At 70.1% G+C, this 24,121-nt stretch carries 25 protein-coding genes and 1 pseudogene; 10 read left to right on the top strand and 16 right to left on the bottom strand.

The window, feature by feature from the left end; genetic code table 11:
* The first annotated feature begins 215 nt into the window (after positions 1-215).
* Positions 216-839 (top strand): histidine phosphatase family protein, encoded by a 624-nt coding sequence (locus ACFYU0_RS07485; RefSeq protein ID WP_351667147.1) that lies wholly within the window; start codon positions 216-218, stop codon positions 837-839.
* Positions 840-1,234: 395 nt separating this feature from the next.
* On the opposite strand, the gene ACFYU0_RS07480 is transcribed toward ACFYU0_RS07485, so the two are convergent.
* Entirely contained in the window at positions 1,235-2,116 is an 882-nt protein-coding gene (locus ACFYU0_RS07480; protein WP_389298494.1) for an NAD(P)-dependent oxidoreductase, read from the bottom strand.
* 96 nt (positions 2,117-2,212) lie between these two features.
* Here ACFYU0_RS07480 and ACFYU0_RS07475 point away from each other — a divergent pair, with 96 nt between their 5' ends.
* On the top strand, positions 2,213-2,566 hold the full coding sequence (locus ACFYU0_RS07475; protein ID WP_351667151.1) for a helix-turn-helix domain-containing protein: 354 nt from the start codon (positions 2,213-2,215) through the stop codon (positions 2,564-2,566).
* A 315-nt stretch (positions 2,567-2,881) separates the two neighbouring features.
* Here ACFYU0_RS07475 and ACFYU0_RS07470 read toward each other — a convergent pair whose 3' ends face one another.
* Positions 2,882-3,058, bottom strand: a complete 177-nt coding sequence (locus tag ACFYU0_RS07470; RefSeq protein ID WP_389298492.1) for a DUF742 domain-containing protein — start codon at positions 3,056-3,058, stop codon at positions 2,882-2,884.
* Positions 3,059-3,179: 121 nt separating this feature from the next.
* Here ACFYU0_RS07470 and ACFYU0_RS07465 point away from each other — a divergent pair, with 121 nt between their 5' ends.
* The gene (locus ACFYU0_RS07465) at positions 3,180-3,629 is read left to right on the top strand and encodes a hypothetical protein (RefSeq protein WP_389298490.1); all 450 of its coding nucleotides are present in this window, start codon (positions 3,180-3,182) and stop codon (positions 3,627-3,629) included.
* A 21-nt stretch (positions 3,630-3,650) separates the two neighbouring features.
* On the opposite strand, the gene ACFYU0_RS07460 is transcribed toward ACFYU0_RS07465, so the two are convergent.
* From ACFYU0_RS07460 to ACFYU0_RS07450, 3 genes are all read right to left on the bottom strand, one after another.
* Positions 3,651-5,594 carry an NACHT domain-containing protein gene (locus ACFYU0_RS07460; RefSeq protein ID WP_389298489.1) on the bottom strand — a complete coding sequence of 648 codons (1,944 nt, stop codon included), beginning with the start codon at positions 5,592-5,594 and terminating at the stop codon, positions 3,651-3,653.
* A gap of 835 nt (positions 5,595-6,429) precedes the next feature.
* Positions 6,430-6,609 (bottom strand): hypothetical protein, encoded by a 180-nt coding sequence (locus ACFYU0_RS07455; protein WP_389298487.1) that lies wholly within the window; start codon positions 6,607-6,609, stop codon positions 6,430-6,432.
* A 338-nt stretch (positions 6,610-6,947) separates the two neighbouring features.
* Complete coding sequence (locus ACFYU0_RS07450) at positions 6,948-8,009, bottom strand: MFS transporter (RefSeq protein ID WP_389298485.1); 1,062 nt, start codon at positions 8,007-8,009, stop codon at positions 6,948-6,950.
* A gap of 246 nt (positions 8,010-8,255) precedes the next feature.
* On the opposite strand from ACFYU0_RS07450, the gene ACFYU0_RS07445 reads away from it, so the two are divergent.
* Positions 8,256-8,912: a helix-turn-helix domain-containing protein gene (locus tag ACFYU0_RS07445; RefSeq protein WP_389298483.1), complete on the top strand. Its 657-nt coding sequence runs from the start codon at positions 8,256-8,258 to the stop codon at positions 8,910-8,912.
* 140 nt (positions 8,913-9,052) lie between these two features.
* Here the strand turns inward: ACFYU0_RS07445 and ACFYU0_RS07440 are convergent, their stop codons facing one another.
* Both ACFYU0_RS07440 and ACFYU0_RS07435 read right to left on the bottom strand, forming a co-directional pair.
* Positions 9,053-9,742, bottom strand: a complete 690-nt coding sequence (locus ACFYU0_RS07440) for a methyltransferase domain-containing protein (RefSeq protein ID WP_389298481.1) — start codon at positions 9,740-9,742, stop codon at positions 9,053-9,055.
* A gap of 201 nt (positions 9,743-9,943) precedes the next feature.
* Positions 9,944-10,018 (bottom strand): annotated as a pseudogene (locus tag ACFYU0_RS07435) (restriction endonuclease); the annotation flags it as partial.
* A 186-nt stretch (positions 10,019-10,204) separates the two neighbouring features.
* Here ACFYU0_RS07435 and ACFYU0_RS07430 point away from each other — a divergent pair.
* The gene (locus ACFYU0_RS07430; RefSeq protein WP_389298480.1) at positions 10,205-11,059 is read left to right on the top strand and encodes a hypothetical protein; all 855 of its coding nucleotides are present in this window, start codon (positions 10,205-10,207) and stop codon (positions 11,057-11,059) included.
* Here ACFYU0_RS07430 and ACFYU0_RS07425 read toward each other — a convergent pair.
* The gene (locus tag ACFYU0_RS07425; RefSeq protein WP_389298478.1) at positions 10,941-11,945 is read right to left on the bottom strand and encodes a helix-turn-helix transcriptional regulator; all 1,005 of its coding nucleotides are present in this window, start codon (positions 11,943-11,945) and stop codon (positions 10,941-10,943) included. The two genes, ACFYU0_RS07430 and ACFYU0_RS07425, sit on opposite strands and share 119 nt — an antisense overlap.
* 63 nt (positions 11,946-12,008) lie before the next feature.
* On the opposite strand from ACFYU0_RS07425, the gene ACFYU0_RS07420 reads away from it, so the two are divergent.
* Positions 12,009-13,526, top strand: a complete 1,518-nt coding sequence (locus ACFYU0_RS07420) for an MFS transporter (RefSeq protein ID WP_389298476.1) — start codon at positions 12,009-12,011, stop codon at positions 13,524-13,526.
* 415 nt (positions 13,527-13,941) lie between these two features.
* Here ACFYU0_RS07420 and ACFYU0_RS07415 read toward each other — a convergent pair whose 3' ends face one another.
* The gene (locus ACFYU0_RS07415; RefSeq protein ID WP_389298475.1) at positions 13,942-14,244 is read right to left on the bottom strand and encodes a hypothetical protein; all 303 of its coding nucleotides are present in this window, start codon (positions 14,242-14,244) and stop codon (positions 13,942-13,944) included.
* Entirely contained in the window at positions 14,241-14,525 is a 285-nt protein-coding gene (locus tag ACFYU0_RS07410; protein ID WP_389298926.1) for a hypothetical protein, read from the bottom strand. Before ACFYU0_RS07410 ends, ACFYU0_RS07415 begins: the two co-directional genes overlap by 4 nt.
* A 486-nt stretch (positions 14,526-15,011) precedes the next feature.
* Between ACFYU0_RS07410 and ACFYU0_RS07405 the strand changes: the two genes are divergently transcribed.
* The 3 genes from ACFYU0_RS07405 (at position 15,012) to ACFYU0_RS07395 (ending at position 17,089) form a co-directional block, all read left to right on the top strand.
* Positions 15,012-15,425 (top strand): hypothetical protein, encoded by a 414-nt coding sequence (locus ACFYU0_RS07405; RefSeq protein ID WP_389298474.1) that lies wholly within the window; start codon positions 15,012-15,014, stop codon positions 15,423-15,425.
* Positions 15,426-15,663: 238 nt separating this feature from the next.
* Positions 15,664-16,059 carry a MerR family transcriptional regulator gene (locus tag ACFYU0_RS07400; protein WP_351667164.1) on the top strand — a complete coding sequence of 132 codons (396 nt, stop codon included), beginning with the start codon at positions 15,664-15,666 and terminating at the stop codon, positions 16,057-16,059.
* A gap of 106 nt (positions 16,060-16,165) precedes the next feature.
* Positions 16,166-17,089, top strand: a complete 924-nt coding sequence (locus tag ACFYU0_RS07395; protein WP_389298473.1) for an NADP-dependent oxidoreductase — start codon at positions 16,166-16,168, stop codon at positions 17,087-17,089.
* Between the two features lie 52 nt (positions 17,090-17,141).
* On the opposite strand, the gene ACFYU0_RS07390 is transcribed toward ACFYU0_RS07395, so the two are convergent.
* Entirely contained in the window at positions 17,142-17,834 is a 693-nt protein-coding gene (locus tag ACFYU0_RS07390; protein WP_351667167.1) for an NAD(P)H-binding protein, read from the bottom strand.
* Between the two features lie 76 nt (positions 17,835-17,910).
* On the opposite strand from ACFYU0_RS07390, the gene ACFYU0_RS07385 reads away from it, so the two are divergent.
* On the top strand, positions 17,911-18,567 hold the full coding sequence (locus ACFYU0_RS07385; protein ID WP_389298472.1) for a TetR/AcrR family transcriptional regulator: 657 nt from the start codon (positions 17,911-17,913) through the stop codon (positions 18,565-18,567).
* A 267-nt stretch (positions 18,568-18,834) separates the two neighbouring features.
* On the opposite strand, the gene ACFYU0_RS07380 is transcribed toward ACFYU0_RS07385, so the two are convergent.
* From ACFYU0_RS07380 to ACFYU0_RS07360, 5 genes are all read right to left on the bottom strand, one after another.
* The gene (locus ACFYU0_RS07380) at positions 18,835-20,559 is read right to left on the bottom strand and encodes an acyl-CoA dehydrogenase family protein (RefSeq protein WP_389298471.1); all 1,725 of its coding nucleotides are present in this window, start codon (positions 20,557-20,559) and stop codon (positions 18,835-18,837) included.
* A 77-nt stretch (positions 20,560-20,636) separates the two neighbouring features.
* The gene (locus ACFYU0_RS07375) at positions 20,637-21,191 is read right to left on the bottom strand and encodes a PadR family transcriptional regulator (protein ID WP_389298470.1); all 555 of its coding nucleotides are present in this window, start codon (positions 21,189-21,191) and stop codon (positions 20,637-20,639) included.
* A 275-nt stretch (positions 21,192-21,466) separates the two neighbouring features.
* Entirely contained in the window at positions 21,467-21,796 is a 330-nt protein-coding gene (locus ACFYU0_RS07370) for a hypothetical protein (protein ID WP_389298469.1), read from the bottom strand.
* 431 nt (positions 21,797-22,227) lie between these two features.
* The gene (locus ACFYU0_RS07365; protein ID WP_389298468.1) at positions 22,228-23,133 is read right to left on the bottom strand and encodes a hypothetical protein; all 906 of its coding nucleotides are present in this window, start codon (positions 23,131-23,133) and stop codon (positions 22,228-22,230) included.
* Between the two features lie 37 nt (positions 23,134-23,170).
* Positions 23,171-24,061, bottom strand: coding sequence for a 3-hydroxyacyl-CoA dehydrogenase NAD-binding domain-containing protein (locus tag ACFYU0_RS07360; RefSeq protein WP_351673466.1), 891 nt, complete (start codon positions 24,059-24,061; stop codon positions 23,171-23,173).
* Positions 24,062-24,121: the final 60 nt, after the last annotated feature.

Genomic DNA, 24,121 nt, shown 5'->3' with positions numbered 1-24,121 from the left:
AGCATCGGCCCTCAGACCGCCGAGGTCTACCCTGGTACCTGCGAGCACGCAGACTCACGGGCCGCCGACGGCTTCCAGGTCCGGATTGAGACACGTCGTCCAGACCTTCGCGCTGATCCAGCTTGAGGCCCGACTCCCCCCTTTGCGGAACCGGTCCGCGTGGATCGGCGTCCTTCCATGAGTCCGCAAGATCGACTTCACTGAAGGACGCATCCATGCCCGGTACGGCCGCCCGCTACCTCTATCTCACCCGTCACGGCGAGGCATCCCCGGACGAGAGTGAACTGACGGATGCGGGCCGCCGCCAGGCTGCCCTGCTGGGGGAGCGGCTGCGTGGGGTTCCGCTGGCGGCGATCCACCACGGGCCACTCGCCCGTGCCGAACAGACCGCGCGGCTGGTCGGCGAACGGCTCGACGGCGTCCGCGTGCAGCTCTCCGAAGCGGCTGGCGACTACATCCCGTACCTGCCGGCACGTGAGGAGCTGCCGCCCGAGACAGCTGACGCCATGCTCGGGTTCCTGGACCAGTTCCCAGCCCAGGAGCGCGAGGACGGACCCCGGCTCGCGGCGGCCGCGTTCGAGGAGTTCACCGGACCTGTCATCGGCGACGAGCCGCGCCACGAACTCGTCGTCACCCACAACTTCCTCGTCGCTTGGCTCGTCCGAGCCGCCCTCGACGCGCCCAAGTGGCGCTGGATGGGCATCAACCATGCCAACGCGGCACTGACCGTCATCCGCTACACACCCGGCCGCCCTCCGGCGATTCTCCTCTTCAACGACACCGGCCACCTCCCCGCCGAGCTCCGCTGGACCGGCTTCCCGCAGGAGCTCCACATATGAGGCCTGTAGGTGCGGTCGGTGTTGATCCATAGAAAGACGGATCCGATCCTGTCGAGACTGCGTTGGCCTCGATGACACGCTCTCGGCCGTCGGTGCCCAGGACGGCGTCGAAGTTCGCATGCCCGTCGGTGATGCCGAACGTACGACCATGCCGTTCGCCGGTGCCCCGCATCCACTGGTGACGCCTTCTCAGGTGGCGTCCATCGCGCCACTCACCCGCTCTTCCCTCTCCCCCGGGCCTGCCGCTGATGCAACGTTGGCCGATGCGTCGGCACTGGGGGCGCGGCGGGCGCCGCCACGAACGGCCGCCAGGAGCCTGAACGCCCTCGGCCGGGACCGTGTCGGGCGAGAGGACTTCAACCAGCGCGGTCGCCTCTGTGGCGGCGAGTGGCTGGTCAGTGCACCAGCAGGTCGATCACGCCCGTCAGGTCCTCCTCGCCGCTGCCCTCGGCCAGGCGGCGACGCATCAGCTCGAAGTAAGGCCTGAGCAGTTCCGGGCTGACACCTTGCTGCTCGGCGGTGCTCAGGAAGGTCGGCGTGCCGGCCACCTGCATGGCGAGGTTGGAGACGACGCCCTTGGTGTAGTCGCCGCTGCGCAGTTGGTCGGCGGTCTGGTGAACTGCCGGGGTCATCGCGACGAGCCAGTCGGCGAGCAGCGGGGCGAGTGCCGTGGGGTCGATGTCCTCCTTGCGGATCAGGGCGAAGGCGTGCGCGGCCCCGGCGAACATCCCGTACATGGCGCTTAGCAGGGCCACGTCGTGCAGGGCCGCGAAGCCCGCGTCCCCGCCGACGTAGGTGGTGTCGGCCGGGACGGCCAGGGTTTCCTGGTGCCGCTCGAACAGCTCCCGCGAGCCGCTGTAGAAGACGTAGCCGCCGGCTTCCGGGACGCCGATCATCGGAGGGACAGCCATGATCCCGCCGTCCAGGTAGCGGGCGCCGCGCTCGCGGGCCCAATCGGCGCGGGCGCGGGCCTGGGCTGGGGTGCTGGTGGTCAGGTTGACCAGGTCCCGGCCCGCCAGGTCGGCGCCGGCCAGCACCTCCTCGACCGAGGCGTCGTCCAACAGGCAAACGATGATCAAGGTGTTCGCCGCGACTGCCTCAGCGGCGCTGTCCGCGACCCGTGCACCTTCGGTGGCGAGTGCCGCGGCGCGGGCCGGGGTGCGGTTCCAGACGGTGAGCGGGTGGCCGACGGCGAGCCAGGTTCGGGCCAGGACGGTGCCCATTGCGCCGAGGCCCAACAGCGTGACGGAAGTCTTCTCACCAGTGTTGTGTGTCATGCCGATTAGGCTGGTCACCGGCCCGGGGATGATCAAGTACGCACTTCGCAGTGGGTGGTTACCCCGGGGTGAGCGAGCACGTCGGAAGGGTGGGGCATGACGACGCTGAACCGGCCGGGCGCACCAGACGGACACGTCTGCGGGATCGACACCGCGATGGAGGTGATCGGCGGCAAGTGGAAGGTGCTGATCCTCTGGGCGCTCCACGAGCACCCCTACCGCCGCTTCGGCGAGCTGCGCCGGCTGCTTCCCGGCATCACCGAGAAGGTGCTGGCCTCTCACCTACGGGAGCTGGAAGCGGACGGCGTCGTGCGCCGCGTCTCCTATGACGAGGTGCCGCCCCGTGTCGAGTACTCGCTGACCGAGGACGGCAGGCGCCTCAACGACGCACTCCAGCCGCTGGCCGCCTGGGGGCGCGAGCGGCCGACCACTCGAGGGCTGGAGTTGTGAGTGTGCTGGACAGAGCCAATCGTTGATGGCCGCGCCCAGCACGGTTGCCTCGTTCGATGCCCAGTAGCAGCCCACGTGAGCAGGCCTACCCCTAGGTCTGTCGGAACGCGTTCACGACTCTCCAGTAGAGCTCACCCGTGACGTGGGCGTCTGCCATCAGCTCCAGGTACGCGACCCGCCACGGCGGGGTTCCCCGCCGCGGACAGGCGGGTCGGCGGCAGGGTCCACGACCGCGGTCGGCACGACCGGCTGGGCGACCGGCGCACCCGGCGGCGCGTCAGCCGGCTGGAGCCCGCCACGCGCGTCAGGTCGCCGCTACAGCTTCTTCAGTCGTTCCACGATCTCTCGCAGCAGCTGCGGGTCGGCTGCCGGGCCGGTGGCCTGGACGCGGCGGGGGCGGTCGATGCGGACCAGTCCGGCCTCGGCCAGGTCGCCGAGCAGGACACGGACGACGGTCAGGGGCAGGTCGGCGTCCGCGGCCAGCTCGGCCACGGGGGCGTGGGCCGCGGCGGATCCGGTCGAGCAGGGACGCGCGGGCGGGCTGCGTGACGTCCTGGCCGTCGGGCCGCGGGTGCGGGCCTCGTACCACCCGGGCAAGGCCTCCCTCTCGTGTGTGGAGCTGCGTCTCGCGCCGGGCACGGTCCTTCCGCTGCTGGGCGTGCCGGCCGCCGCGCTGGTCGGCCGGGCCGTGCCGCTGGAGGAGCTGCCGGGTGACCCGCCCCGCCGGCTCGCGTCCGCGCTGCGCCGGCTGGACCCCCGGGAGGCGGCCGGGCGCCTCGCCGCGGAGCTCCCCGCCCTGCTGCGGGCCGGGGTCGGCGCGTTGTCGGTCCGCCTGGACCGGGGACCCGCGCGGGTGCGCGAGGTGGCGCGTGAACTCGCGGTGAGTACCCCCGGTCTGCCAGCGCGCCCGGCCCCCCGCCGACGGGCTGTCGCGGTGCCGGCGCCGTGCCCGAAGAACCCGATGTCAGGCGAGGGCGCTGTGGAGGTAGGCGGGCCGCAGGGAAGCCGCCCGGCTGCTGCGGGAGGCCGAACGCCACACGCGCTGCCGGCTCCAGCCAGTTGAAGGAGGAGAAAGGGCACCTGGTCAGGGTTGACGGCGCTCCCATCCGCTCCACCCGTGCCTGTCTTGTTGTCGGCCGCGGGTGGCCCCTGTGGGGCCTCCCGGCCGTCGGTGGCCTTCTGCGAGGCGCCGCTGGAGGTCGATGTGGCGGAACTGGTATACCGCTCCCGCCTGTCGCAGTACGCCCCGCGCGTGGGCGTCGTCTAGGAAACTCATGAAGCGCCAGGGCACACGCCCCAGTATCGCCAGTCTGATCCGCGCCGCCAGGTAGTCCACCCACATTGACCGGGCGAGTCCGAGCATGAGACCGATCGGGTACCCGACGAGGACCGCAACCGCGAGCACGAGGAGGCCGATGCTGATGCTCAACGCGAAAAAGAACCCGGCCACGCTCACGAGCGCCACCGCAACCGTGCACATGATCCAACCCAGGAGCATCATGCTCCAGAATGTGCGCCGGTCCCAGGCTAGGACCACCCCTGGGCCCACTGCCTTGTCCAGTTCGGGGTGTACCGGCTTGACCCCGGCCAGAAGCCCGGATGTGAGCCCACTGGCCAATCCGACCATCAGCCCGACCTGGAGTCCGTAACCGCCCCCAACCAGGAGTCCGAACAAAAGTCCGAAAGGCAGCGCGATGGGCAGCCCGAAGGTGAGCAAGGCTCTGCCGCTCCAGCCCCAGCGAATGCCCGAACTCGGGCTGCCTCTTCCGCATGAGGTGGTGAACCCCCCAATCGCTGCGCACGGCACGCCGGTCACGAATCCGAACAAGAGGACGGCCGCGATCTCGCCGTTTGTGAGTTCGACGAGGAGCGCGACTGGGAGACAGCCCATGAGCCCGGCTGTCAGCGCCGTGAGACCGCGTCCAGGAAAGGCTTGGCGAAGTTGCCACCAGGCCATGTTGGGGGTGCCGTCAAGGTGGTGTTGAAGGTGGCTGGCGAGGAAGGTGAGGGTGCGCTGTGCTTTGTGAACGCTCCAGCGTGTGGGGTAATGAGGGTGGGGGCGGTAGGCGGCGGGGATGAATGCGGCGAACAGATGGGTGTCGAGGTGCCGGCGTGTGGGGTAGCGGGCCTGGTCGATAAGTTCATCGGGGTCGGGAAGTTCGGCGACCTCTTCGTCGGGGCGTGGGTTGTAAATGGTGCGGGCCAGGAACAGGCCGAGTGGGGTGCTTAGTGCCTCGGAGGCCGAGGTGTCGGTGCTCAGCGCAACGGTGACCCGTCTCCAGCGGGCTGCGGCCGGGGTGCCGGTGCCTCCGGCATCGCGCTCTAAGTAGGCAGCCGCTTTCGCGGGTTCAAGGGGCAGCAGACGGATTCCTGCCGCTCCATTCAGAAGCACACTGGTCCCGGATGGAGCGGTAAGGGCGCTGCGGTACTCGTCGGTGCGGCTGGAGAGCACGAGCGGTTGCCCTGCGGGTAGTGCCTGGTTGATGGCATGCAGGGCCCGGGCCCGTACGGCTTCAGGGAGTTCATCCAGGCCGTCGAGAATGGGCAGGATGAGCCGCTGCTGCAGCAAGGCACGTGCCAGGGTGCCGGTTGCGGCCGCTGGGCGATCGGCGGGTACGGGGTTGCGTAGAGCAGGGTGGTCTTGCTCGAGGTCCAGGGTCATGCATGTGTACAGGTCCTGCCGGGCTGGGTCCCAGGAGGCCAGTGGAAACAGGACCGGGACGGGGCCCTGGGGAGGGCGGCGTTCGAGCAGGGCCAGGAGCAGGCGGATCAGCAGCATGGTCTTGCCCCCACCAGGGTCGCCGAGGACCACTAGACGGCGGGTGGGAACACGCTCGAAGGTCTTGGCGATCTCACCCCCCTCGCCGGCCAGTCCCCTGGGACTGACAGCCCAGGCGGAGGCGGCTTCCGAGGAGTGGCCAGGCCAGCCTTCGGCGAGCTCCCTCAAGTGCGGCCACGACTCCACCAGGTCCGCATCGGCCGCGACCCATTCGACGGACAGCGGGAAAGGGTCATTGAGGCGGCGCACCTGCGCCTCGGCCTCCCACTGTTGGCGCGCCCCTGGGCAAGTTGGTCGGCCACCTCCCCCAGCCGGACAGGCACGGACTCGCTCTTGCCGCGGTGAAGCACGCCAATCACTGCGGCAGGTAGCGCCAGCAGACCAGTGAAGGCGGACACGAAAGCGACCAGATCTTTGACCTGGTAGCCGCGAGCGACGTACCACGCCAGGAATGCTCCGACCATGACTACATACAGCAGTCCAACCCACTTCAGTACACGTCTCACACAGTGATCATGCGGGACTGCAAACAGCATTCCCATGATTTGACGTCGTCGACACATCGTCGGACCGGCAGGGAACCTGGCGGTCCCATCACGGGATCACTACACGAGCGAAGCGCCGTAAGACCCAGGCCAGCGAGTTCCGTCGGTAGCCCGCGGGGTGTACCCCGCTTTCTTCATCACCGACAGTCCGCTCACCCCCTGCCAGCTCCGCTGAGAGCAGCGCGCACGGACTGTCCCCCTCACATATAGCCGCAGTCCTCGAAGGCCCCGATGCCCCTCGGCATCGGGCCTTCGTCCTGCCCGCACCCCTTTTAGGAGCCCTGCCATGGCCCGTCCCCGGTTCACCGGCCCCGCACTGCAGGCCGCCTACGCCTACCTCGCCGCCGCCTACACCGGCGCACCGGCCGACAGCGCGGAAGCCGTCGCCGCCCGCGAAGGCCTGGACCTGGCGGCCGACCTGGCCGCCGTACGCCGGCGCACCGCCCGCACCGCTCGCACCGCGGCAACTCGGCAACTCGGCAACTCGGCAACTCGGCAACTCGGCAACAGACGACCCGCCGCGACGACCGTCGGTCGCTTCAAGCCCTGGCCTTCACCATGCTCAGCCGCCAGGCCGTGCGCCTGCGCGGGCCCGAGTTGCGGAGCCGGGCGCAGGCCTGGGCCCGGGTGGGGCTGTGGCCGCAGGAGATGGAGGCATGGATCGGCATCGTCGGTGTGGACGGCGCCGCCATCGCCCGGGACTGCCGCACAGCGGGCATCTCCCTGTCCGCGATGAACGTGGCTTCGTACGGCGTGCGCGTTAAGGAGCGCCTGAGCGGCGGGGAGCCCGTCTCCTCGGTCCTAGCCCGTGCGGCGGCCTGTGGGCGCTCGCTGTCCGGCCGCGCACACCGGCCGCCCATCCCCGTGTACGGAAGGTGCAGGCCGCCATGAGGACCCCTGCGTGGGCACCGGGCTCCTCACCGCTGCGGACCAGCGGGCGGCCGGGCTGTCGGGGCGGCCCGTACCGGGCGCATGCGAAGGGGCCCCAACCGCGCGTCCCGGTCGCTGCCCACCCAGCAGAACCACGCGGGAGGGCTGCTGCCGGTCTCCTGGCCGGCTACGGGACCTCGCCGAGGTCCGGGCGGGTTGGCGGGTTACCTCCCGTCCCGCGGCTCGCTCTTCGCCCTGCTGTTCGCAGAGTCCGCTGCCTGCCGGCCTCCGAGCGGGGGGGGGAGACGGACCGCGGTGCGTCCGGCGGGCTGCCGCGCCGGTCGCAAGGCGGGGCTCGGGAAGGATCCCTTCGGCTGTGCTGTGAGGACCAGCAGGAGGAGCAGTCCGCCGCAGGCGGTGGCCAGGACCCAGCCCGGGCGGGACGCCTCGGCGAGCCCCTTGGGGGTGGCGGCCGCGACCAGGCCGCCGGCGAGGGCGATGCCGAGGGCGGCACCGAGTTGCCTCGCAGTGGAGGTGATCGCCCCGGCCACGCCGGCGCGGGCGGGCGGGCGGCAGTCCGTTGACCGCGGTGTTGGTGATCGGGGCGTTGGCGAAGCCGAACCCGATGCCGGTGAGCAGGTAGGCGGTCAGCAGCAGGAGCACGCTGGTACGTGGGGCGAGCCCGACCAGGCAGAGGGCGCCGGCCGCGATGAAGGCGCCGCCCAGGAGCAAGCGGCAGTCGCGGTCCCGTGCGGCCGACCATGCGGCCGGACCAGGGGGCGCAGACGGTCGCTCCGAGGGCCAGGGGCAAGGTCGCCAGGCCGGCGGCCAGTGGCGTCCATTGCCGGGTGTGCTGCAGGTAGAGGGTGTTCAGCAACAGCGTCATGTTCAGGGCGACGAACACGGCCACCGCGCCCACGACGGCACCGCTGAAGGCCGTGACGGGTCCGGCGGCCATGCTCAGTCCGAACACCGATGCCCAGATGCCGATCGCCTGTGCCCGTTCCTTCGGGTCGGTCATCGCGTTCACCACGCTCGCAAGTGCCACCGGGCTGAGCATCGAGGCGCCGATGCCCTGCAGGGCACGAGCCGTGATGAGCAGGCCGGCCGACGGGGCGAGGGCGCAGAGCAGTGAGGCGGTGCCGAAGACGGCCAGTCCGCACTGGAATACCCGGCGGCGTCCGAAGCGGTCCGCCAGTACGCCGGAGGAGATCAGGCAGCTGGCCAGGACGAGGGTATAGGAGTCCACGATCCATTCCAGTCCGCGGGTACCAACCTGCACACCACGTCCGATGGCCGGCAGCCCACGTTGACAATGGTGGTGTCCAGCCCGACCAGGAACATGCTCAGGCAGCAGACGGCCAGGATCGTCCAGCGTCTGCGCGCATTGAGCGGGGAGGGCACAGGGGGTGTCGTCGCGGTCATGTCTGCCTCTGCTGTCCGGGAACCGTGCCTGGCAAGGCTCAGGTCGCGCCGTGGCCACAGCCCAGTAGTTTTGCGGACACTGCAAAATGGGGGCAGGGCAGAAGTCGATGATGCGGAGCTGGAGCAGATCCTCAACGGCATTGGGCCCCGGCTGCGCAATCTGCGCCGGGACCGGGGACTCACGCTCGAGGCGCTCGCCGCCGCGACCGGGATCTCCGTCAGCACGCTGTCCCGGGTGGAGTCGGGCAGGCGCCGCCCGACGCTCGATCTGCTCATCCCGCTGGCACAGGCGCACCACGTCGCACTCGACCAGTTGGTGGCGGCACCGGCCAGTGGTGACCCTCGGGTGCACTTGCGGCCCGTGCGCAAGGGGCGCGGCAGCGTTCTAGTGCCCCTGACGCAGTACCCGGGCCGGGTGCAGGTCTTCAAACAGGTGCTGGCGCACCGCGAGCCGGAATTGGTCACGCACGAGGGCTACGAATGGCTCTACGTCCTCGCCGGCCGGCTGCGCCTCGTCCTCGGGGCGCGGGACTTCACGCTGCGGCCCGGCGAAGTGGCCGAGTTCGACACCACCGAACCTCACTGGTTCGGCCCCGCGGACTCGAACGCCGTGGAAATCCTGCACCTGTTCGGCCCCCGCGGGGACCAGCCCACCGTCCGCACCAGACCACCCACCACGGACCCTGCCCCGCCCGGCGGCCCGAACCCGCCGGCGACAACGAAATGACCCGCACCCCACCGCGTGGGTCGACGACCAACTCACCGTTCGTCAGCGCAGTAGATCAACCAGCTGGACCTGCCCGCGGTGCGTATGGTGCCCGGCCACTGCTGCCGCCGGGCAGCGTTAGTGTGGCGGCCGGCCCTGCTCTAGGACGGATGGTAGGCGCTCATCAGCAGCGTGTCGGCGGTGCGCGGTCCGGTGGCGGCGGGCAGGACGTCGACTGTGATGTTGGTGAATCCGGCCTCGTCGAGCAGTTTGGTCCACACGTGCTCCTGGAGGACCCAGCGGCGCATCGTGACTGCTTCGCCGTTAGGCGTCCTTGCCGGGATGTCGGCAGCCACTGCATCGGGTTGGGCTGGCGCTCCGTTCAGGTAGTGGGCGAGGGTGGAGTACACCAGCCTGCCGCCTGGTTTGAGCGCGGTGGCCGCCGCTGGTAGCAACTCGCGTGGGTCGGTGAAGTCCAGGGCGCCGAAGACGCTGTACAGCACGTCGTATGTGCCGGTCATCGCCTGCAGGTGGGGCACCGCGTCGGACTGCACGATGTGCAAGGGCGGAGCGAGGTGGGCGTAGAGGTCGGTTGCCATGGCGTGCTGGGCGGGCGAGGCGTCGACGGCGACTACCCGGGCCGGCTGGTGGTGGACCGCCAGGTGTGCTGCGTGCCGGGCTGTGCCGGCGCCGAGGTCGCCCACGCAGAGGCCGGTCAGCTCCCCGAAGGCTTCGGGGCCGGGCCCGGCGTCCTGGCTCCAACTCCAGTAGAAGGTGTCGGGAACGGTGCGGTCGCTGCTGGCGCGGGCGCGGCCGTAGTGGTGCCAGAGGTCTGCGGTGCTGGTGGTCACCCGGTCCATCCTGGCGGCCGCGACTAGGCCGCGGACCGGTTTGCTGACATCTCACCCGGGTGTGCTCCCCGAACCCCAGCCGTGTGCCTGGGTCCGGGGAGCTCGGCGTTGCTGGGCGGTCAGTGCGAGTCGTTGCCGGGGTGGCAGGGGCCGCAGTCGGCGGCGTCCGTCCACAGCGGCAGGTCGACCTCCCAGCCGTCAGCGGCGATGAAGCTGGCTCACCCAGCGCCGCCCGTAGGGGTCGGTTGCTTTAACGTCGGCGCCGAGGTCGGCGCGCTCGGCCCGTAAGCGGGGCCCACGCCAGCCCGGGTCGTAGCTGCGGCGGCGCTGCTACCGCTCCAACAGCCGCCCCCCCCTCAGAGAGACCGGCGGGACCGGGAGCCGGTACACCGCCAGCGATCACAACCGGTCACCAGCAGGCTGGAGTCCTCGGGGAAAGCGGCCCAATCAAAGGAGGAGGCGGTGGCCCCGCTCTACGCCGCGTGCGCCCGGCGCTGGACCCAGGCCGTACGCGAGGCCCCGGCCTCCCTCGGCGTCCTGGAGGCCCTGCGGCACGCGGTCCGCGAGACCCTCACCCCGGGTTTCGGCGTCTCGGCGTCGGCCTGGGAGTGGGTGCGCACCCTCATCCGGCTCGCCGACGCCAGCCCCGCCCTGCGCAAGGTCTGGGCCGAGGTCTGCCAGGCGGAGGAGGGTGCACTCGCGGAGATCCTGGCCCACCGGCTGTCGACGTACGCGGGGCGGGCGGCGACCGCCGGGGAGGCCGGCAGCTCTGGTGGGACAAGCCGTACCGGTGTCTACGAGGACACCCACGACAACGTTTCCCACCCGGACTCGACCTCGGACCCGGACCTGGACCCGAGCCCGCCCCCGGACCCGGACCCGAGCCCGGACCCGGACCCGAGCCCGGACCCTCCGGCCCCCGCCCCGGCCCCCGTCCCTCCCCGTCTGCGCTTCGCTGCGGCGGTCGCGGGGGCGGCGATCCGAGTCGCCGTCGAGTCCTGGGCCGCCACCACCGAGCCGCCCACGGGCGCCGGCGGCCCGGCCACGCTGGCCCTGCACAACCTCGACGCGCTGGCCCACTTCACCTGGGAGGAGGCGACGTGCCCGGTCGGCGGCCGGTTGCTCCCACGCGCCCGCGCGGCACAGCCGGTCGTCCCGCCCGGGCGACTCACCCGGCCGTGCCCGTACCGCGCGCGGCTCACTTGGCAGTACCGCCCGCGCGGCTCACCCCGCCGTGCCCGGTCCCGCCCGCGCGGCTCAGCCGGTCGCCCAGTTCCCGCGCGCAGTCCGCCAGTTCGGCCGGTGACCGTACGGTGAACTCGCAGCCCACCATGGCCAGGCGCACCGCCAGCCACTCCGGCTGGTCCCCGCCCGCGCCGCGCAGCACGCACCCGCCCTCCCCGTCCGCCTCCGGTGCGCCGAGCCATTCCGGCAGCCGCGCCGACACCGTCTCCACGGGGGCGGCGAACCGGACCTCGTACTCGTACCGGTCGTGCCGCTGCCCGATGGACCGGCGCAGGTACTCCGCCGCGCCGCCCTCCGGCAGTTCCCGCGGCGCGAACCGCATCCCGGTGGCCAACGGCTCCCGCACCCGGTCGACCCGGAACGTGCGCCAGTCCTCCCGGTCGAGGTCGTAGGCGACGAGGTACCACCGGCGCCCGGTCGAGACGAGCCGGTGCGGCTCGGTCAGCCGCCGGGTCTCACCGCCCTCCTTGTCGCGATAGGCGAAGCGCAGCCGCTCCCGGCCCGCCACCGTCGACGCCATCACGGTCAGCGTCTCCGGTGCGATGCTCGCCCCGTCCCCGCTGGTCAGCGGGGTCGTCGCGGCCTGCAGTGTGGAGACCCGGTGGCGCAGCCGGGCCGGCAGCACCTGCTCCAGCTTCGCCAGCGCCCGCACGGATGCCTCGTCCACGCCCGCCACCGCGTGCCCGGCGCCGGCCCGCAGGCCGACGGCGATCGCCACCGCCTCCTCGTCGTCGAGCACCAGCGGGGGCATCGCCTTGCCCGCGACCAGCCGGTACCCGCCGTCCGCGCCCATCGTGGCCTGCACCGGGTAGCCCAGCTCCCGCAGCCGGTCGATGTCCCGCCGGACGGTACGGCGGGACACCTCTAGCCGGTCGGCGAGCTCACCGCCGGGCCACTCACGCGGGGTCTGGAGGAGGGAGAGCAGCTGGAGAAGCCGGGCCGGGGTGTCCGTCGTCATGCCTTCGAGGATGCCCGCACCACTAGGACACGATCTGACCTACTGGGGTCCTAGCTTGGACGCATGACCTCCACGGAACCAACCCTCAGCACACAGCAGGCACCGGGCGACCGCCGCCGCTGGTTCGCGCTCGCGATCATCATGGCGGCGGCCTTCATGGACCTCGTCGACGTCACGATCGTCAACATCGCGATCCCCTCGATCCAGCGTGACGCGGGCGCGTCGCTCAGCCAGATCCAGTGGATAACCGCGGGGTACGCCCTCGCCTTCGCCGCCGGCCTGATCACCGGTGGCCGTCTCGGCGACATCCACGGCCGCCGCCGGCTGTTCCTCGTCGGTATCGGCGGCTTCACCCTGGCTTCGGCGCTGTGCGGGTTCGCCGCGAACCCGGAGATGCTGGTCGCCTCCCGCCTCCTCCAGGGCGGCATGGCGGCGATGATGGTCCCGCAGGTCCTGTCGATCGTGCACGTCACCTTCCCCGCCCACGAACGCGGCAAGGTCTTCGGGCTGTTCGGCGCGATCGTCGGCCTCGGCGCGGTATCCGGGCCGCTGCTCGGCGCGCTGCTGACGGAGTGGAACCTGTTCGGTCTGGAGTGGCGGCCCATCTTCCTGATCAACCTGCCGGTCGGCGTCGTCGCCTTCCTGCTCGGCCGCCGCTACATCACCGAGTCCCGCGCGCCGAGGGCGCTGAAGCTGGACCTGGTCGGCGTCGCCCTGGTGACCCTCGGCCTGCTGATGCTGCTCTACCCGCTCACCCGCGGCCGTGAGCTGGGCTGGCCGCTGTGGGGCCACCTGTGCATGGCGGGCGCGCTGGTGGTCTTCGCGGTGCTGGTGGCCTACGAGCGGCGCAAGGCCGCCCGCGACGGCTCCCCGCTGATCGAGCTGTCGCTGTTCAAGGTCAAGAGCTTCGCCGCCGGCGTCGCCGTGCAGACCGTCTTCGGTGTCGCGCTCGGCATCTTCTTCCTGGTCTGGACGCTGTACATGCAGATCGGTCTCGGCTGGAGCCCGCTGCGGGCCGGCCTGACCGGTGTGCCGTTCTCGCTCGCGGTGTCCACGGCGGCCGGGATGTCGGTGCAGAGGCTGGTCCCGCGGTTCGGTCGCAAGGTGCTCCAGGCGGGCGCGCTGGTGATGGCGGCGGGTGTCCTCCTCTACATCTGGGAGGCCCACCGGTACGGTCTCGCCATCGCCTCCTGGCAGATGGCCCTCCCGCTGGTCGTCATGGGGGCCGGCATGGGGCTGATCGTCGCCCCGCTGACGGACGCGGTGCTCTCGGAGGTCCCGCGCGAGCATGCCGGATCGGCGTCCGGTCTCATCAACACCGTGCAGCAGATGGGCAACGCGCTCGGCCTCGGGCTGGTGTCCGTGGTGTTCTTCGGGGTGATCGGCGACCGGCTGACGCGCGCCCAGGTGGGGCCGGCCTTCGTGCACGCCTTCCAGAACGCGCTGTGGTGGGTCGCCGGGATCATGGGCGTGATCTTCCTGTTGATGTCCGCCCTCCCGAAGCGTCCGGCGCAGCACGTGGAGGGCGCGCCGGACAACGGGCTCCCGGCGACCGAGCGGGAGCCCGAACTGGTGGGATGAGACCGGCAGGCAGGACGAGGGCCCGGCACCGCACAGGTGCCGGGCCCTCCGCCGTCCGGACCGTTACGGCGACCGATGGGGGCGGTGCCGGGCCGGGCACCAAGGGACGCAACGGTGGCCGCGTGGCTGCCTGGTCGGCGGGCACATGGCCAGCGGTGTTCGGGCGCCAGGGGGTGATGCCGGGCGGCGCGCCGCGGTAGGGGTTGTGCGCGGCGTGGCCCGGTTGTTGCCGGTCGCCCTCCGTGCCAGAGAGGGGTCCGGGGCGTTCAGCGGCTGGGTGTGACGTCGTGGATGGCGGTGTAAGTGGCGCACGCCCGCTCCCCCGGCTCGGGCAGCGGCGCGTCCGGCCCGGCACGAGGGCGGGGCCGGGCCGGACGCGGTGGTCGCCCCGTTGGCCAGGCGTCCAGGGCGGCGTTCAGGGTGTGCAGGAGCTCCTTGGCGCGCTCGTGGCGCTGATCGGGCAGCGCACCGGCCCAGATTGCGTTTTCGAGCAGGTAGATGACAGGGCTCGGGTGCTGGGTTCGGTGACGTCGAGGAGTGGGCACTGAAGGGGGGTGGCCTCGTCAGTGAGGGTGATCCGGGCACCGGGCAGGCTGCCGTACTCGCCGCCCCAGAGACGGAACTTCCTCCGGGCGACCGCCTCCGTTCCCCACCAGCCGCGCAGAACCAGGCGACCGTCACAGGTGAACAGCAGGTAGTAGTGGTCGGGGCTGGTCATGCCAGGCGGATCCCTCTACGCTGTCCGGGCTCCCGGACGATCGCGTGCTTCGTCTCCAGCTCGCCCAGCTGGTAGTGCACCGAGGCGCGGCTCCGCAGGCCCGCGGCCGCCCCGATCTGCGTGATCGTCGGAGCTTCGCCATGGGTGGCGATGTGCTCACGGATCAAGCGCAGGATCCTTTCCTGGGTGTCGGTGAGGTAGCCGAGGCGATGCGTAATGCTAATTAGAGCGCGTGTTCGCGAGGCGGAGCAGCGTCGGGGCAAGGAGATGCGCTCAACCACCTCGCGGACGGGTTCACGGGTTCTGCCGCCCTCGCTGACGCGGGCCTGTGCTGTGCGCACTTCCTGTGCCCGGCGGCGGCGCACCGGACTGCAGTCCGCGCGGCCCGCGTTGCTGTCGTGGGGCGCTGGTGGAGGAAGGCGCTGAGGGCCTGGTCGAAGTTCCGGAAAGACGGGCCGTCTGGCCGCGGCCCGGGCGCTGCTGATGCCGCTGCCGGAGCGTCCACCGCCCAGGTCGGGTTCATCTCCCGCCTGGGGGTCCCTGAGGCGCCGAGTTCCCCACCGTCCGAGCTGTCGGTATTCGAGGTCGAACTACCGGACCGCTGCATCGGCGTGCACCCCGGCAAGACATGCTGTCTGGTTCTCCCAGAGTGACGGCCGGATACGTCCGTGCCATCTGAACTGCCCCGAGGATCAACCCCGAAGCGCGCTGTGGAGTCCTCACGGTGAGGGTCGCGACCAGGCGGCCGAACGCTGAAAGGTGGCCGCATGAGAACTGAACCCCGTCTTCACCTGATGGTCCCTGACGACTTCGATGATTCCGACGCCGACTCCCAAGTGCACCCTATGGCGCGAAAGATGTTCTTCGGGTCGGCTATGGCGGAGCCCTTCGCGGAAGCCGCCGCATGGGTCGCGGCGCACGATGTCCGGATCATCGACACGGCGTGGGAGAACGCCCCCGCCGGGGAAACCTTCTCATGCGTGCTGAGCGTGTACTTCACCTTCGAGGACGACGGCAGAGACTGGGTGGGGGTAGCGAAGCATCCTGGCCGAGCACGCCCCGCGTCTGCTACTGCCGGACCGGTCGGCCGGCGAGCGGTGGCCGACGGCGCCGCCATCGTCGAGCAAGCGGATCGTAGTGGCCATGGTCCTGACCACCGATCCCGTCAGGGACGAAACTAGCGATCAGCTCTGCTGACGCCGAGCGACCCACTGATGGGGGGACGAGGGCCGCTCAGCATCCGTCATTGTGACCGCAGCCCCTGCGCCTGGCATGCCGAGACAGATGCTCAGGCGTGTACAGACGAACGTGCTCAGTCGTGGGACCGGGAGGACACGTCTGCGGCCGTGGGTGTGTCCGCGAGCGTCCATGACTCGACGGCGGTCCGTACCTGGTGCTCGCGGGCGTAGGCTTTCAGGGATGCGGATAGGCGAGTTGTCCAAGCGCACGGGCGTGAGTCCGCGCTCATTGCGGTACTACGAAGAGCAGGGCCTGCTGACCAGCTCACGCTCCGACGCGGGGCAGCGTCACTTTTCCGATGGTGCGGTCCAGCGCGTGTCACTCATCCGGCAGTTGTTCGACGCGGGTATGTCCAGCCGGGTGATCGCGACTGTGCTGCCGTGCGTGGATGTCCCGGGTGACCTGGGCGTCGCCGAGGAGACGTTCACGGCGATGATGCGCGAGCGCGACCGGATCGACGCCGACATCGCGCACCTGATCGAGACCCGGGACGCACTCGACGTGCTGATCGGGGCCAACAGCCGACACCGGGCGGAGCTGTCCGCGGCCCCGGAACCGGTGGCACAGTCGGCTTGACGCTGTGATCTGCGTCTCATCCCGTTGCCCCTCACATCGATGTCAGGGGTGAGGATGGCGACAACGCCCGGAATCACCGGGTCGGTCGTACGAGAGGCGGCGGAAGATGGGGCAGACGTGGGGTTTCGGCAAGTACGGCGGGCCCGAAGTGCAGGAGTTCTTTGATCGTCCCGATCCCGTCCCAGGTCGCGACGAGGTGCTGATCCACGTCGACGTCGCCGGTGTGAATCCCCTCGACCACCTGCTGCGCTCGGGTCTGGTCGACGGGCTCGACGGCGGGCGTCCGTTTCCCCGCGTGCTGGGCATGGAGGCAGCCGGCACCGTTCTCGCACGGGGCGAGGACGTCAGCGGGCTCGAGGTGGGTGACGCGGTCTTCGGTTTCGCACTCACCGGTGGCGGCACCTACGCCGAGACGACGGTGCTGTCCGCGCCGAACACCGCGCGCATCCCGGAGGGTCTGTCCGCGACCGTGGCGGCGACGCTGCCAGTGGCCGCGACGACCGCGGTGGACGTGCTCGACCAGCTCGGCCTCCCGGCCGGTGCCACGGTCCTGGTCAACGGGGTCGGGGGCGGGGTCGGCCTCGCCGTCGCCCGTCTGGCTGTCGGGCGCGAACTGCGGGTCATCGGCACCGGGAGTACCGCCAAACGCGAGCACGCCGAGGCCATCGGGGTGCGGTTCATCGACTACACCGCCGAGGACGTCGCCGCCGCGGCACGCGAGTGGGTTCCGGACGGCTTCAACGGGATCGTCGACCTGGCCGGTGGCACCTCGCTGCGGACGGTCGCTCCGCTGGCCCAGGACCCCCGCAACGTCATCTCTGTGGGTGATATGTCTGTGCCCGATCTCGGTGGGCGTTTCGTCGAGCGTCGCGTCGACCGCGAGAACCTGCAGCGGTCGGCCCGGCTGGCCCTCGACGGACTCCTCGCACCCGTCATCACCGCGGTCCATCCGCTCTCCGACGCCCCGGCCGCCCTCGCCACCGTCGAGAACGGTCACAGCTCGGGCAAGGTCGTCATCAAGGTGGCATGAGAAGTAGTGAGGAACGCCCGCGTGCTGACCGGGAGTTCGGCGGTCGCCCGGCTCACTTCTTCTTCACGCCCTCATTCCAGATCAGCTTGGCGATATTCGGCTTCACGGCCGTGGTGATGACGCCCATGGCTGTCCGGACGTAGCGCCGTTCCTTCAGCTCGCGCAGCATGCTCGCGGCGAGGTCGGCGCGGGCGGTGAAGACGCCGTCGGCGCTGGTCTCGGCGGTGTGGTATTCGGTGACGACGGGGTTCTCGAACAGGCCCGAGGGTCGCACGAGGGTCCAGTCGAGGCTGCTCTGACGGATCACGTCCTCCATGCGGCGCATGTCCTCGTGAAGGGTGCGGCCCAGGCGCCGGTTCACCAGCGGGTCGAGCACATGGTTGAAGAAGTGCGCGCCGGTGGGACGCCAGTTCGGGTCGGCGATGCTGGAGCTGACAGCGAGAAGTCGTTTGATGCCGTGGCGGGTCATAGCCCCGGTGATGGCCGTGGCGCTCGCCGAGTACGTGGTTATGGTCTCCTTGCTGAAGCGTGCGCCCAGCGCGGATAGGACGGCGTCCGTCCCGCCGAGCGCGGCATCGACGGCCACCGGGTCGGTGGCGTCGGCGACGGCTACGGTGAGGCCGGGCCGCGCGGGGAGGGAGCCGGGGCGGCGGGTCACGGCAACGACCTGGTGGCCGGCGGCGAGGGCCTGCTCGGTGAGGTGGCGGCCGGTCGGTCCATTGGCGCCGAAGACTGCGATACGCATGATGTCGGGTCATCCCTTCGTGTGCTTCCCGGAACGCCCTTGACTGTGCTGATCACGAAGCACAAGCTCAACGTTGATGAATAACGCCGCCCTCGCACCCGCCCGCACCCGAGGCCGTCCTCGCGGCAACCCGCCGACCCGCCAGGTGATCGTCTCGGCGGGCCGCGGGTTGTTCCTGGAGCACGGGTATCGGCGCACCACCGTGCGTGCGGTGGCCAAGGCGGCCGGGGTCGATCCGGCGCTGATCGCCTACCACTTCGGCTCAAAGAAGGGCCTGTTCGCAGAGGTGATGCAGTTCCAGTGCGCCAACTCACTGGCAGTGGACGACGTCCTCGGCGGCGACCCGGCCACCCTCCCCGACCGCCTGATCGACGCGGTCACGGATCTATGGGAGGACGACGACTTCCAGAAGCTCACCACCCGGGGCGACGAGGCCGCCGAAGTGATCCGCGAATACCTGGAACACGAGCTGCTGACCCGGCTTGTTGAATTTCTCGGTGGCCGGGACGCGACCGCCCGCGCCACAGCCGTGGTGACAATCCTCGGCGGCCTCATCTACACCCGCTACCTCAACCCGTTACCGACCCCCGCCGCCCTCACCCCGTCCGAGACCCGCCACATCCTTACCCCGGCACTGCGCACAGCTCTGGCCCCGAGGCTGCGCACCCCGACGACCGCCAGAGCAGGCCGTCGAGGCTCACCGACGCCCGTTGGAGGCGCTGTCCGGCATTGACCACCTCTGCACCTACGATCCGGGGGCTGCGGCTGGTCCGTGCTGCGTGCCTCCTTCACGTTCTGACCCGTGGCGTCCGTGAAGCGGACATATCGCGTACATATCCTGGTCTGAGTGCGCGGTGCGGCAAATGCGGCCCGGCCGGATCAACGGGCCCGAGACCATAGTCCAGTGCCTCGTCGGCCTTCGCCGAACGCTCCACGCTCACCGGCGAACTCCTCGCGGGGTGCGGCGGCGGCCGCCGCACCCCGCAGCCGTGCCGAGGCGTCAGGGCATCATCTCGTACGCCCCGGACAGTGCCTCGACGCGCTGCCAGACGCGCTCCGAACGCGCCTCGTCGACCGCCGGGCGCCGGACAGCACCGAGTGCCCAGAGCTGCTGCTCCTCGGTCGCGGAGTCCTTGCCGTGCAACTCGACAGCGTGCGCGGAGAAGTCACGTACGAGGACGGCGAACAGTTCGTCGAGGACGTCCTCCTCGACGCCGGCCAGGGCCGCCTGCTCCAGGACCAGCTGCCCGTGGACGACGAGCGCGAAGAGCTGCCCGACGGCGAGGAGGAGGTCGAGGTCCCGGCTCTGCTCCTCGTCGGGAGCGGCCGTGCGTACGAACTCGCACAGCGCATCGGCCTGTTCACGGAACCGGGCAACGTTGGGCAGGTGTGCATAGGTGTCGAAGGCCGGCCGCCAGTCGTGGAAGCGCACCGAGCCGAGGCCGCGGGCCGGGCCCTGGCGGAAGAGGAAACCGTCGTCGGCCGCGTCGAGGCGGGTCGGGACGGGCTCGTAGGCGACCGGGTCGAGGAGGTGGTTCCGCATGAACTTGAGGATCAGTGCCAGGTTGACGTGGACGGTGCCCTCCAGCTTCGGCAGGCTGCGGATCTCGACGGCGGCCTGGGCGAAGTAGTTGTCCCTCTCGAAGCCCTTGGCGGCGATGACGTCCCACATCAGGTCGATGACCTTCTCGCCCTCGGTGGTCACCTTCACCTTCGTCATCGGGTTGAAGAGAAGGTAGCGGCGGTCGTCGGGGCCCGCGGTGCGGAAGTAGTCGACGGCGCGGTCGCTGAACAGCTTCATGCCGACGAGCCGGACGTACGCGTCGGCCAGCTCGCGCCGCACGTGCGGGAAGGCGGTGACGGGGCGGCCGTAGAGGATGCGATTCCGCGCGTGGGTGACGGCCTCGTACATGGCGTGCTCGCAGATGCCTATCGAGGCGGTGCACAGGTTGAACTTGCCTACGTTGACGCTGTTCAGGGCGGCGTCGAAGGCTGCTCGGCCGGTGTGCAGGACGTCTCCCGGAGCTACGGGGTAGTCCTCGAGGCGGAACTCGCTGACGTACTTCGAGGAATCGACGACGTTCTTGACCAGGTGGTAAGCCGGGTGGCGGCTGTCGGCGGCGAAGAAGACGTAGCCGTCGGGGCCCTCGACATCGGTGCGGCGTCCGAAGACGGAGACGAGCCCGGCGGCATTGCCGTTGCCGATGTAGTACTTGGAGCCGGTGGCCCGGAAGCCGCCCCTGCCGTCCGGTTCCAGGAGCATGTCGGTGGAGTAGATGTCGGCGCCGTGGGCCTTCTCGGACAGGCCGAAGGCGAAGACCTCCCCCTGGGAGAGCAGTTCGGCGGCGCGGGCGCGGGCGGCGGGGTTGTCGCTCTGCCAGACGGGGCCGAGGCCGAGGATGGTGACCTGCCAGGCGTACCAGTAATCGAGGCCGTAGAAGCCGAGGATTTCGTTGAGGGCGGCGATGCGGGCGGTGTCCCAGCGCTTGTCGCCCTCGCCCTCTGCGGCGGCGGACGCAGGGGTGAGGAAAGTCGCGAAGAGGCCCTCCTTGGCGGCGAAAGCGAGGAAGTCACCGAGCCAGGCGCGGGTCCGGTAGTCCTCGATCAGCCGGCGCTTGCCTCGCTCTTCGAACCAGTCGACGGTGGCGCGCAGCAGCCTGCGGGTCTCGGGGTCGAAGTGCGCGGGGTCGTAAGTGCGCGGGTTGAAGAGCAGCGCGTCGGTCACGGGTGCCGCCTTTCGGCTGGGATGGATGAGGGTGGGTCCGGGCACGGTCACGGTCCGGTGAGTGCCTGCTCGGCCGGTCAGTGATCGTCGAAGCGGGCGAGTGTGGCGAGGACGTCGTCGAGCCAGGCGATCATCATGCGTTCGTACGCGATGCCGCCGCGCAGTACGACGTGCTGGAGTTCCCGTTCGGCGTCGAGCGGACCGTCCGCCGGGGGTTCTCCGAAGTCGCGGGTCTCGCCCGCGAGGTAGTGGGCGAGGCGGTCGGTGTGTGCCTGCCGGTGCCGCTCGACCTCGTTGATCAGGGCGGCCGGATCGTCGAAGGCGGCGCCCCGGATCTTCACCGCCAGGTCGTGCCGCACGCTCTCCGGCTCGGTCGGTTCGCTCAGCCACGCAGAGAGCGCTTCCCGTCCGGGCTGGGCGACGGAGTACTCCTTCTTGTCAGGACGTCCGTGTTGCGGGACGTCCCGGACGTCGATCCACCGATCGCTCTCCATCCGCCTGAGCACGCGGTAGATCTGCTGGTGGGTGGCGGTCCAGAAGTACCCGATGGACCGCTCGAACCGCCGAGCCAGCTCATAGCCGGAACCCGGCTTCTCCAGCAGGGAGACGAGGATCGCGTGCTCGAGCGCCATGCGCACGATCCTCCTATGCACCTCGTTGCATAGCAACGCTGCCCCTATGAGACACGGCTCACCCGGGGCGGGTCACGCAAATCGTTGCCGACGGCAGCGCGCCGAGGCCGGGAGAAATCCGACGGGGCATGATCGGCGGCCGCGGGCGTGATCGGCTGCCGCGGTGTCGTCGCTGGAGAACAGTGACAGAAGGCGACCGCGGTCACGGCCTTCTCATCATCCACGGCCTCGCAGGCAAGTCAGGAATGGTCGTCGAGCGCGGAGTGAAGGTAGGTCTAGCCGACCTTCCCGGTGCCCGGACCGGTGCGCTTGGAGGCCCGTGCGACCTCGGTCCCCCCGTGCATGCGCCAGCCGCCGCCGGCGGGGATGCGTCCGAGTTTCTCGATATCGAAGTGGACCAGGCCGCTGGGGCTCTCGTGCTCGTACAGGATGACCTCGCGCAATTGCTCGCCGGTCGACGGGTCTAGGTCGCGCAGCCGGTTGAGTCCTCGCCGGACGAGGATGCGGTGCACGGTGCCGGGCGCCATGGTGACGCCGTGCAGCCGCTTCCGGTCGACAGCGAGTCGGGCGGGCCTGTGCTTGGTCTGCCGCCGCAACGCCTCCACCAGGTCCGCGACATCCTGCCCGGTGCGGGCAGGGCTCGTGAATGGGCGCGAGGGTGGTCGAGGAGGCCCTCCTCTCCGTGGGCCCGCTTCTTAGTGTCGAAGGCGTATACAACTGGAGCACCTGACACGACCCTGTCCTCGCGCAGCGCAACGCCGAGGGCTGGATGTTCCTCCTCGAAGCCGCCCGCGACCTGCGCAGCATCGGTGCCATCGCCCCAAGGCCTGCGCTGGCACCGGCATCCAAGCCGTCCATCCCGACCAGTAGCCGCTGGCCGCAGATGGCGGCCATGTGCGCTGTCACCGCTGCTGCGGGACAGACGGCTCTGGGCGCATGCCCACGGGCGGTGACTTGGGGCGGCCGGCACCAGTGCGATCCGCCATCACCGCAGCGGACCTGGACCGACCTGCAGCGCTCCATCCCGATGGGTTCGTCAGCCGAAACCGGTCAGGCCGGTGAGCGGTCCCAGAGCAATGATCCGGCACGATACCGCCTCGGCTACGGGCCCGTCAGGAAGCGGAACTGCGTAGAGGTGACCGCCGAGGTCAGAGACGTAGGCGAGTCCAGCCTCGCTGTCGACGGCCAAGCCGATGGCCTCGTCGAATCCATTGGCTAGTATCTCGGGTGTTTCGGATGGCGTACCCGCCGATGGCACGTGTGCCCGGTTGAGTGTGTTGCCGGATGGGGGTGCGCCGCGGTCGGTCCAGTACAGGCGATCGCCCTCCAAATGCAGGTCGATCGGCTCGGGCAATCCACTCCAGAGCACTTCGACGTCGGTGCGGCTCTCGGCGGTCTCACCGGCCGGTAGTTGGAGGCCGGCCCGGAGGATCTGCCCCTGACCGCCCTTGGGCGGGCCCTTTTGTGTCCAGTACAGATGGCCGGCGCCGGCATCCACGGCGACACCGACGCACTCGCCCATGATCCCCGTGTCGGCGGGGGTCACCACCAAGTCGGTCAGGTCGCTGCCGTCGGTGCGGACCCGGCTGATCCGATGCCCTTCCCGGTCAGCCCAGTACAGGGTGCCGGCCCGGTCTGAGGTGAGTTGTTTACCGGTGATGATCGTGCCGGGTGGCACCACGTCCCACTGTGTACCGCTGTCCATGTCCAGCGCGTGCAGACCACCGTTGCGGCGGGAGAAATCCTGTCCGCCCTCACCGGGGGTGTCAGGGTCTTGAATGGGTGCCCCCATGGTGGTCCAGTAGACGATCCCGGCGTCCATGACGATGCCGTCAGGGGCAACACCCGTCGTCTCGACCAAGACGCGTGCCTGTCCGTCGGGCAGACTCACCCGCAACACCTGTCCAGCCGCCACTTGGAGCGCCAGCAGTGCCTTCCACACTGTCGAAGTCCTTTCGCGTGCCGCGTGGTGGTCGAGTTCACTCCTGCGGGTCTTGGAGGGCGGAAGGCTGCTGCCATCCCAGCGGCCCAAGAGCGGCACGAGTGCGTACGTCCCGCAGGGCAACCAGTCGCTCGTAGGCCGACTCTCCCGTGCCGTAGGCGGACTCGACGGCCTCAAGGACGTCATTCATCCGGGCGGGATCCGGCTCGCCGATCTCAAATGTCATCTGGGAGCCGACATGCGTCACCAGATGTCGCATTCCTGCAGGGCCGCCGCCCAGACTTCCGCTCTGGAACGGTCCGATGGTCGCGTAGCGCAGTCCCAGTGAGGCGCGGACCAGGTCATCGAGGTCCGCCACGTCGATCACACCCTGCTGCACCAGATAGGTGCATTGATCATTGAAGACCTTCTGCAGCCGGTTGCCGACGAACCCCGGAATCTCTCGTTTCAGCCGGATGGGCAGTTTGTCCAGCGCACGGTAGACCTCGACCGCCCGCTCCACCGTGCGCGCGGACGTCCGGGGGCCAGGCACCACTTCCACAAGCGGCATCAACTCCGGCGGGTTGAACGGGTGGCCGATCACGATTCGGTCAGCCGCCGGGTTCCCGTCCGCGATGGCCGAGGGGAGCAGCGAAGAAGAGGACGAGGCGAGCACCACGTCATCACCTGTGTGCGCGGCAAGGGTCGCGAACATCTGCTCTTTGATCTTGATCCGCTCCGGTCCGGCCTCCTGCACGAAGTCCACTCCATCCGCGGCAAGGGCCAGATCCGGACCCAGGGTGACCGGCAGTCCACTCAAGTATTGGTCGGCTACGTCCTTCAGGTCCGGCCGCGGGTCACTGATCCGAACCTCCCAACCCGCCGCAGCGAAGAGTCGGGCCCACGAGACACCGATCACTCCGGCGCCGACGATGGTCACGACTGCCATAACGAACCACTCCCAAAGAACACATACAGACAGATACGAGCACCGACAGGCGCGTGCCGC

It is taken from the genome of Streptomyces sp. NPDC003720, from assembly GCF_042875075.1.
GTDB lineage: Bacteria > Actinomycetota > Actinomycetes > Streptomycetales > Streptomycetaceae > Streptomyces.
The sequence above is the reverse complement of the archived record's forward strand: the minus strand, read 5'-3'. Positions and strand labels throughout refer to the sequence as shown.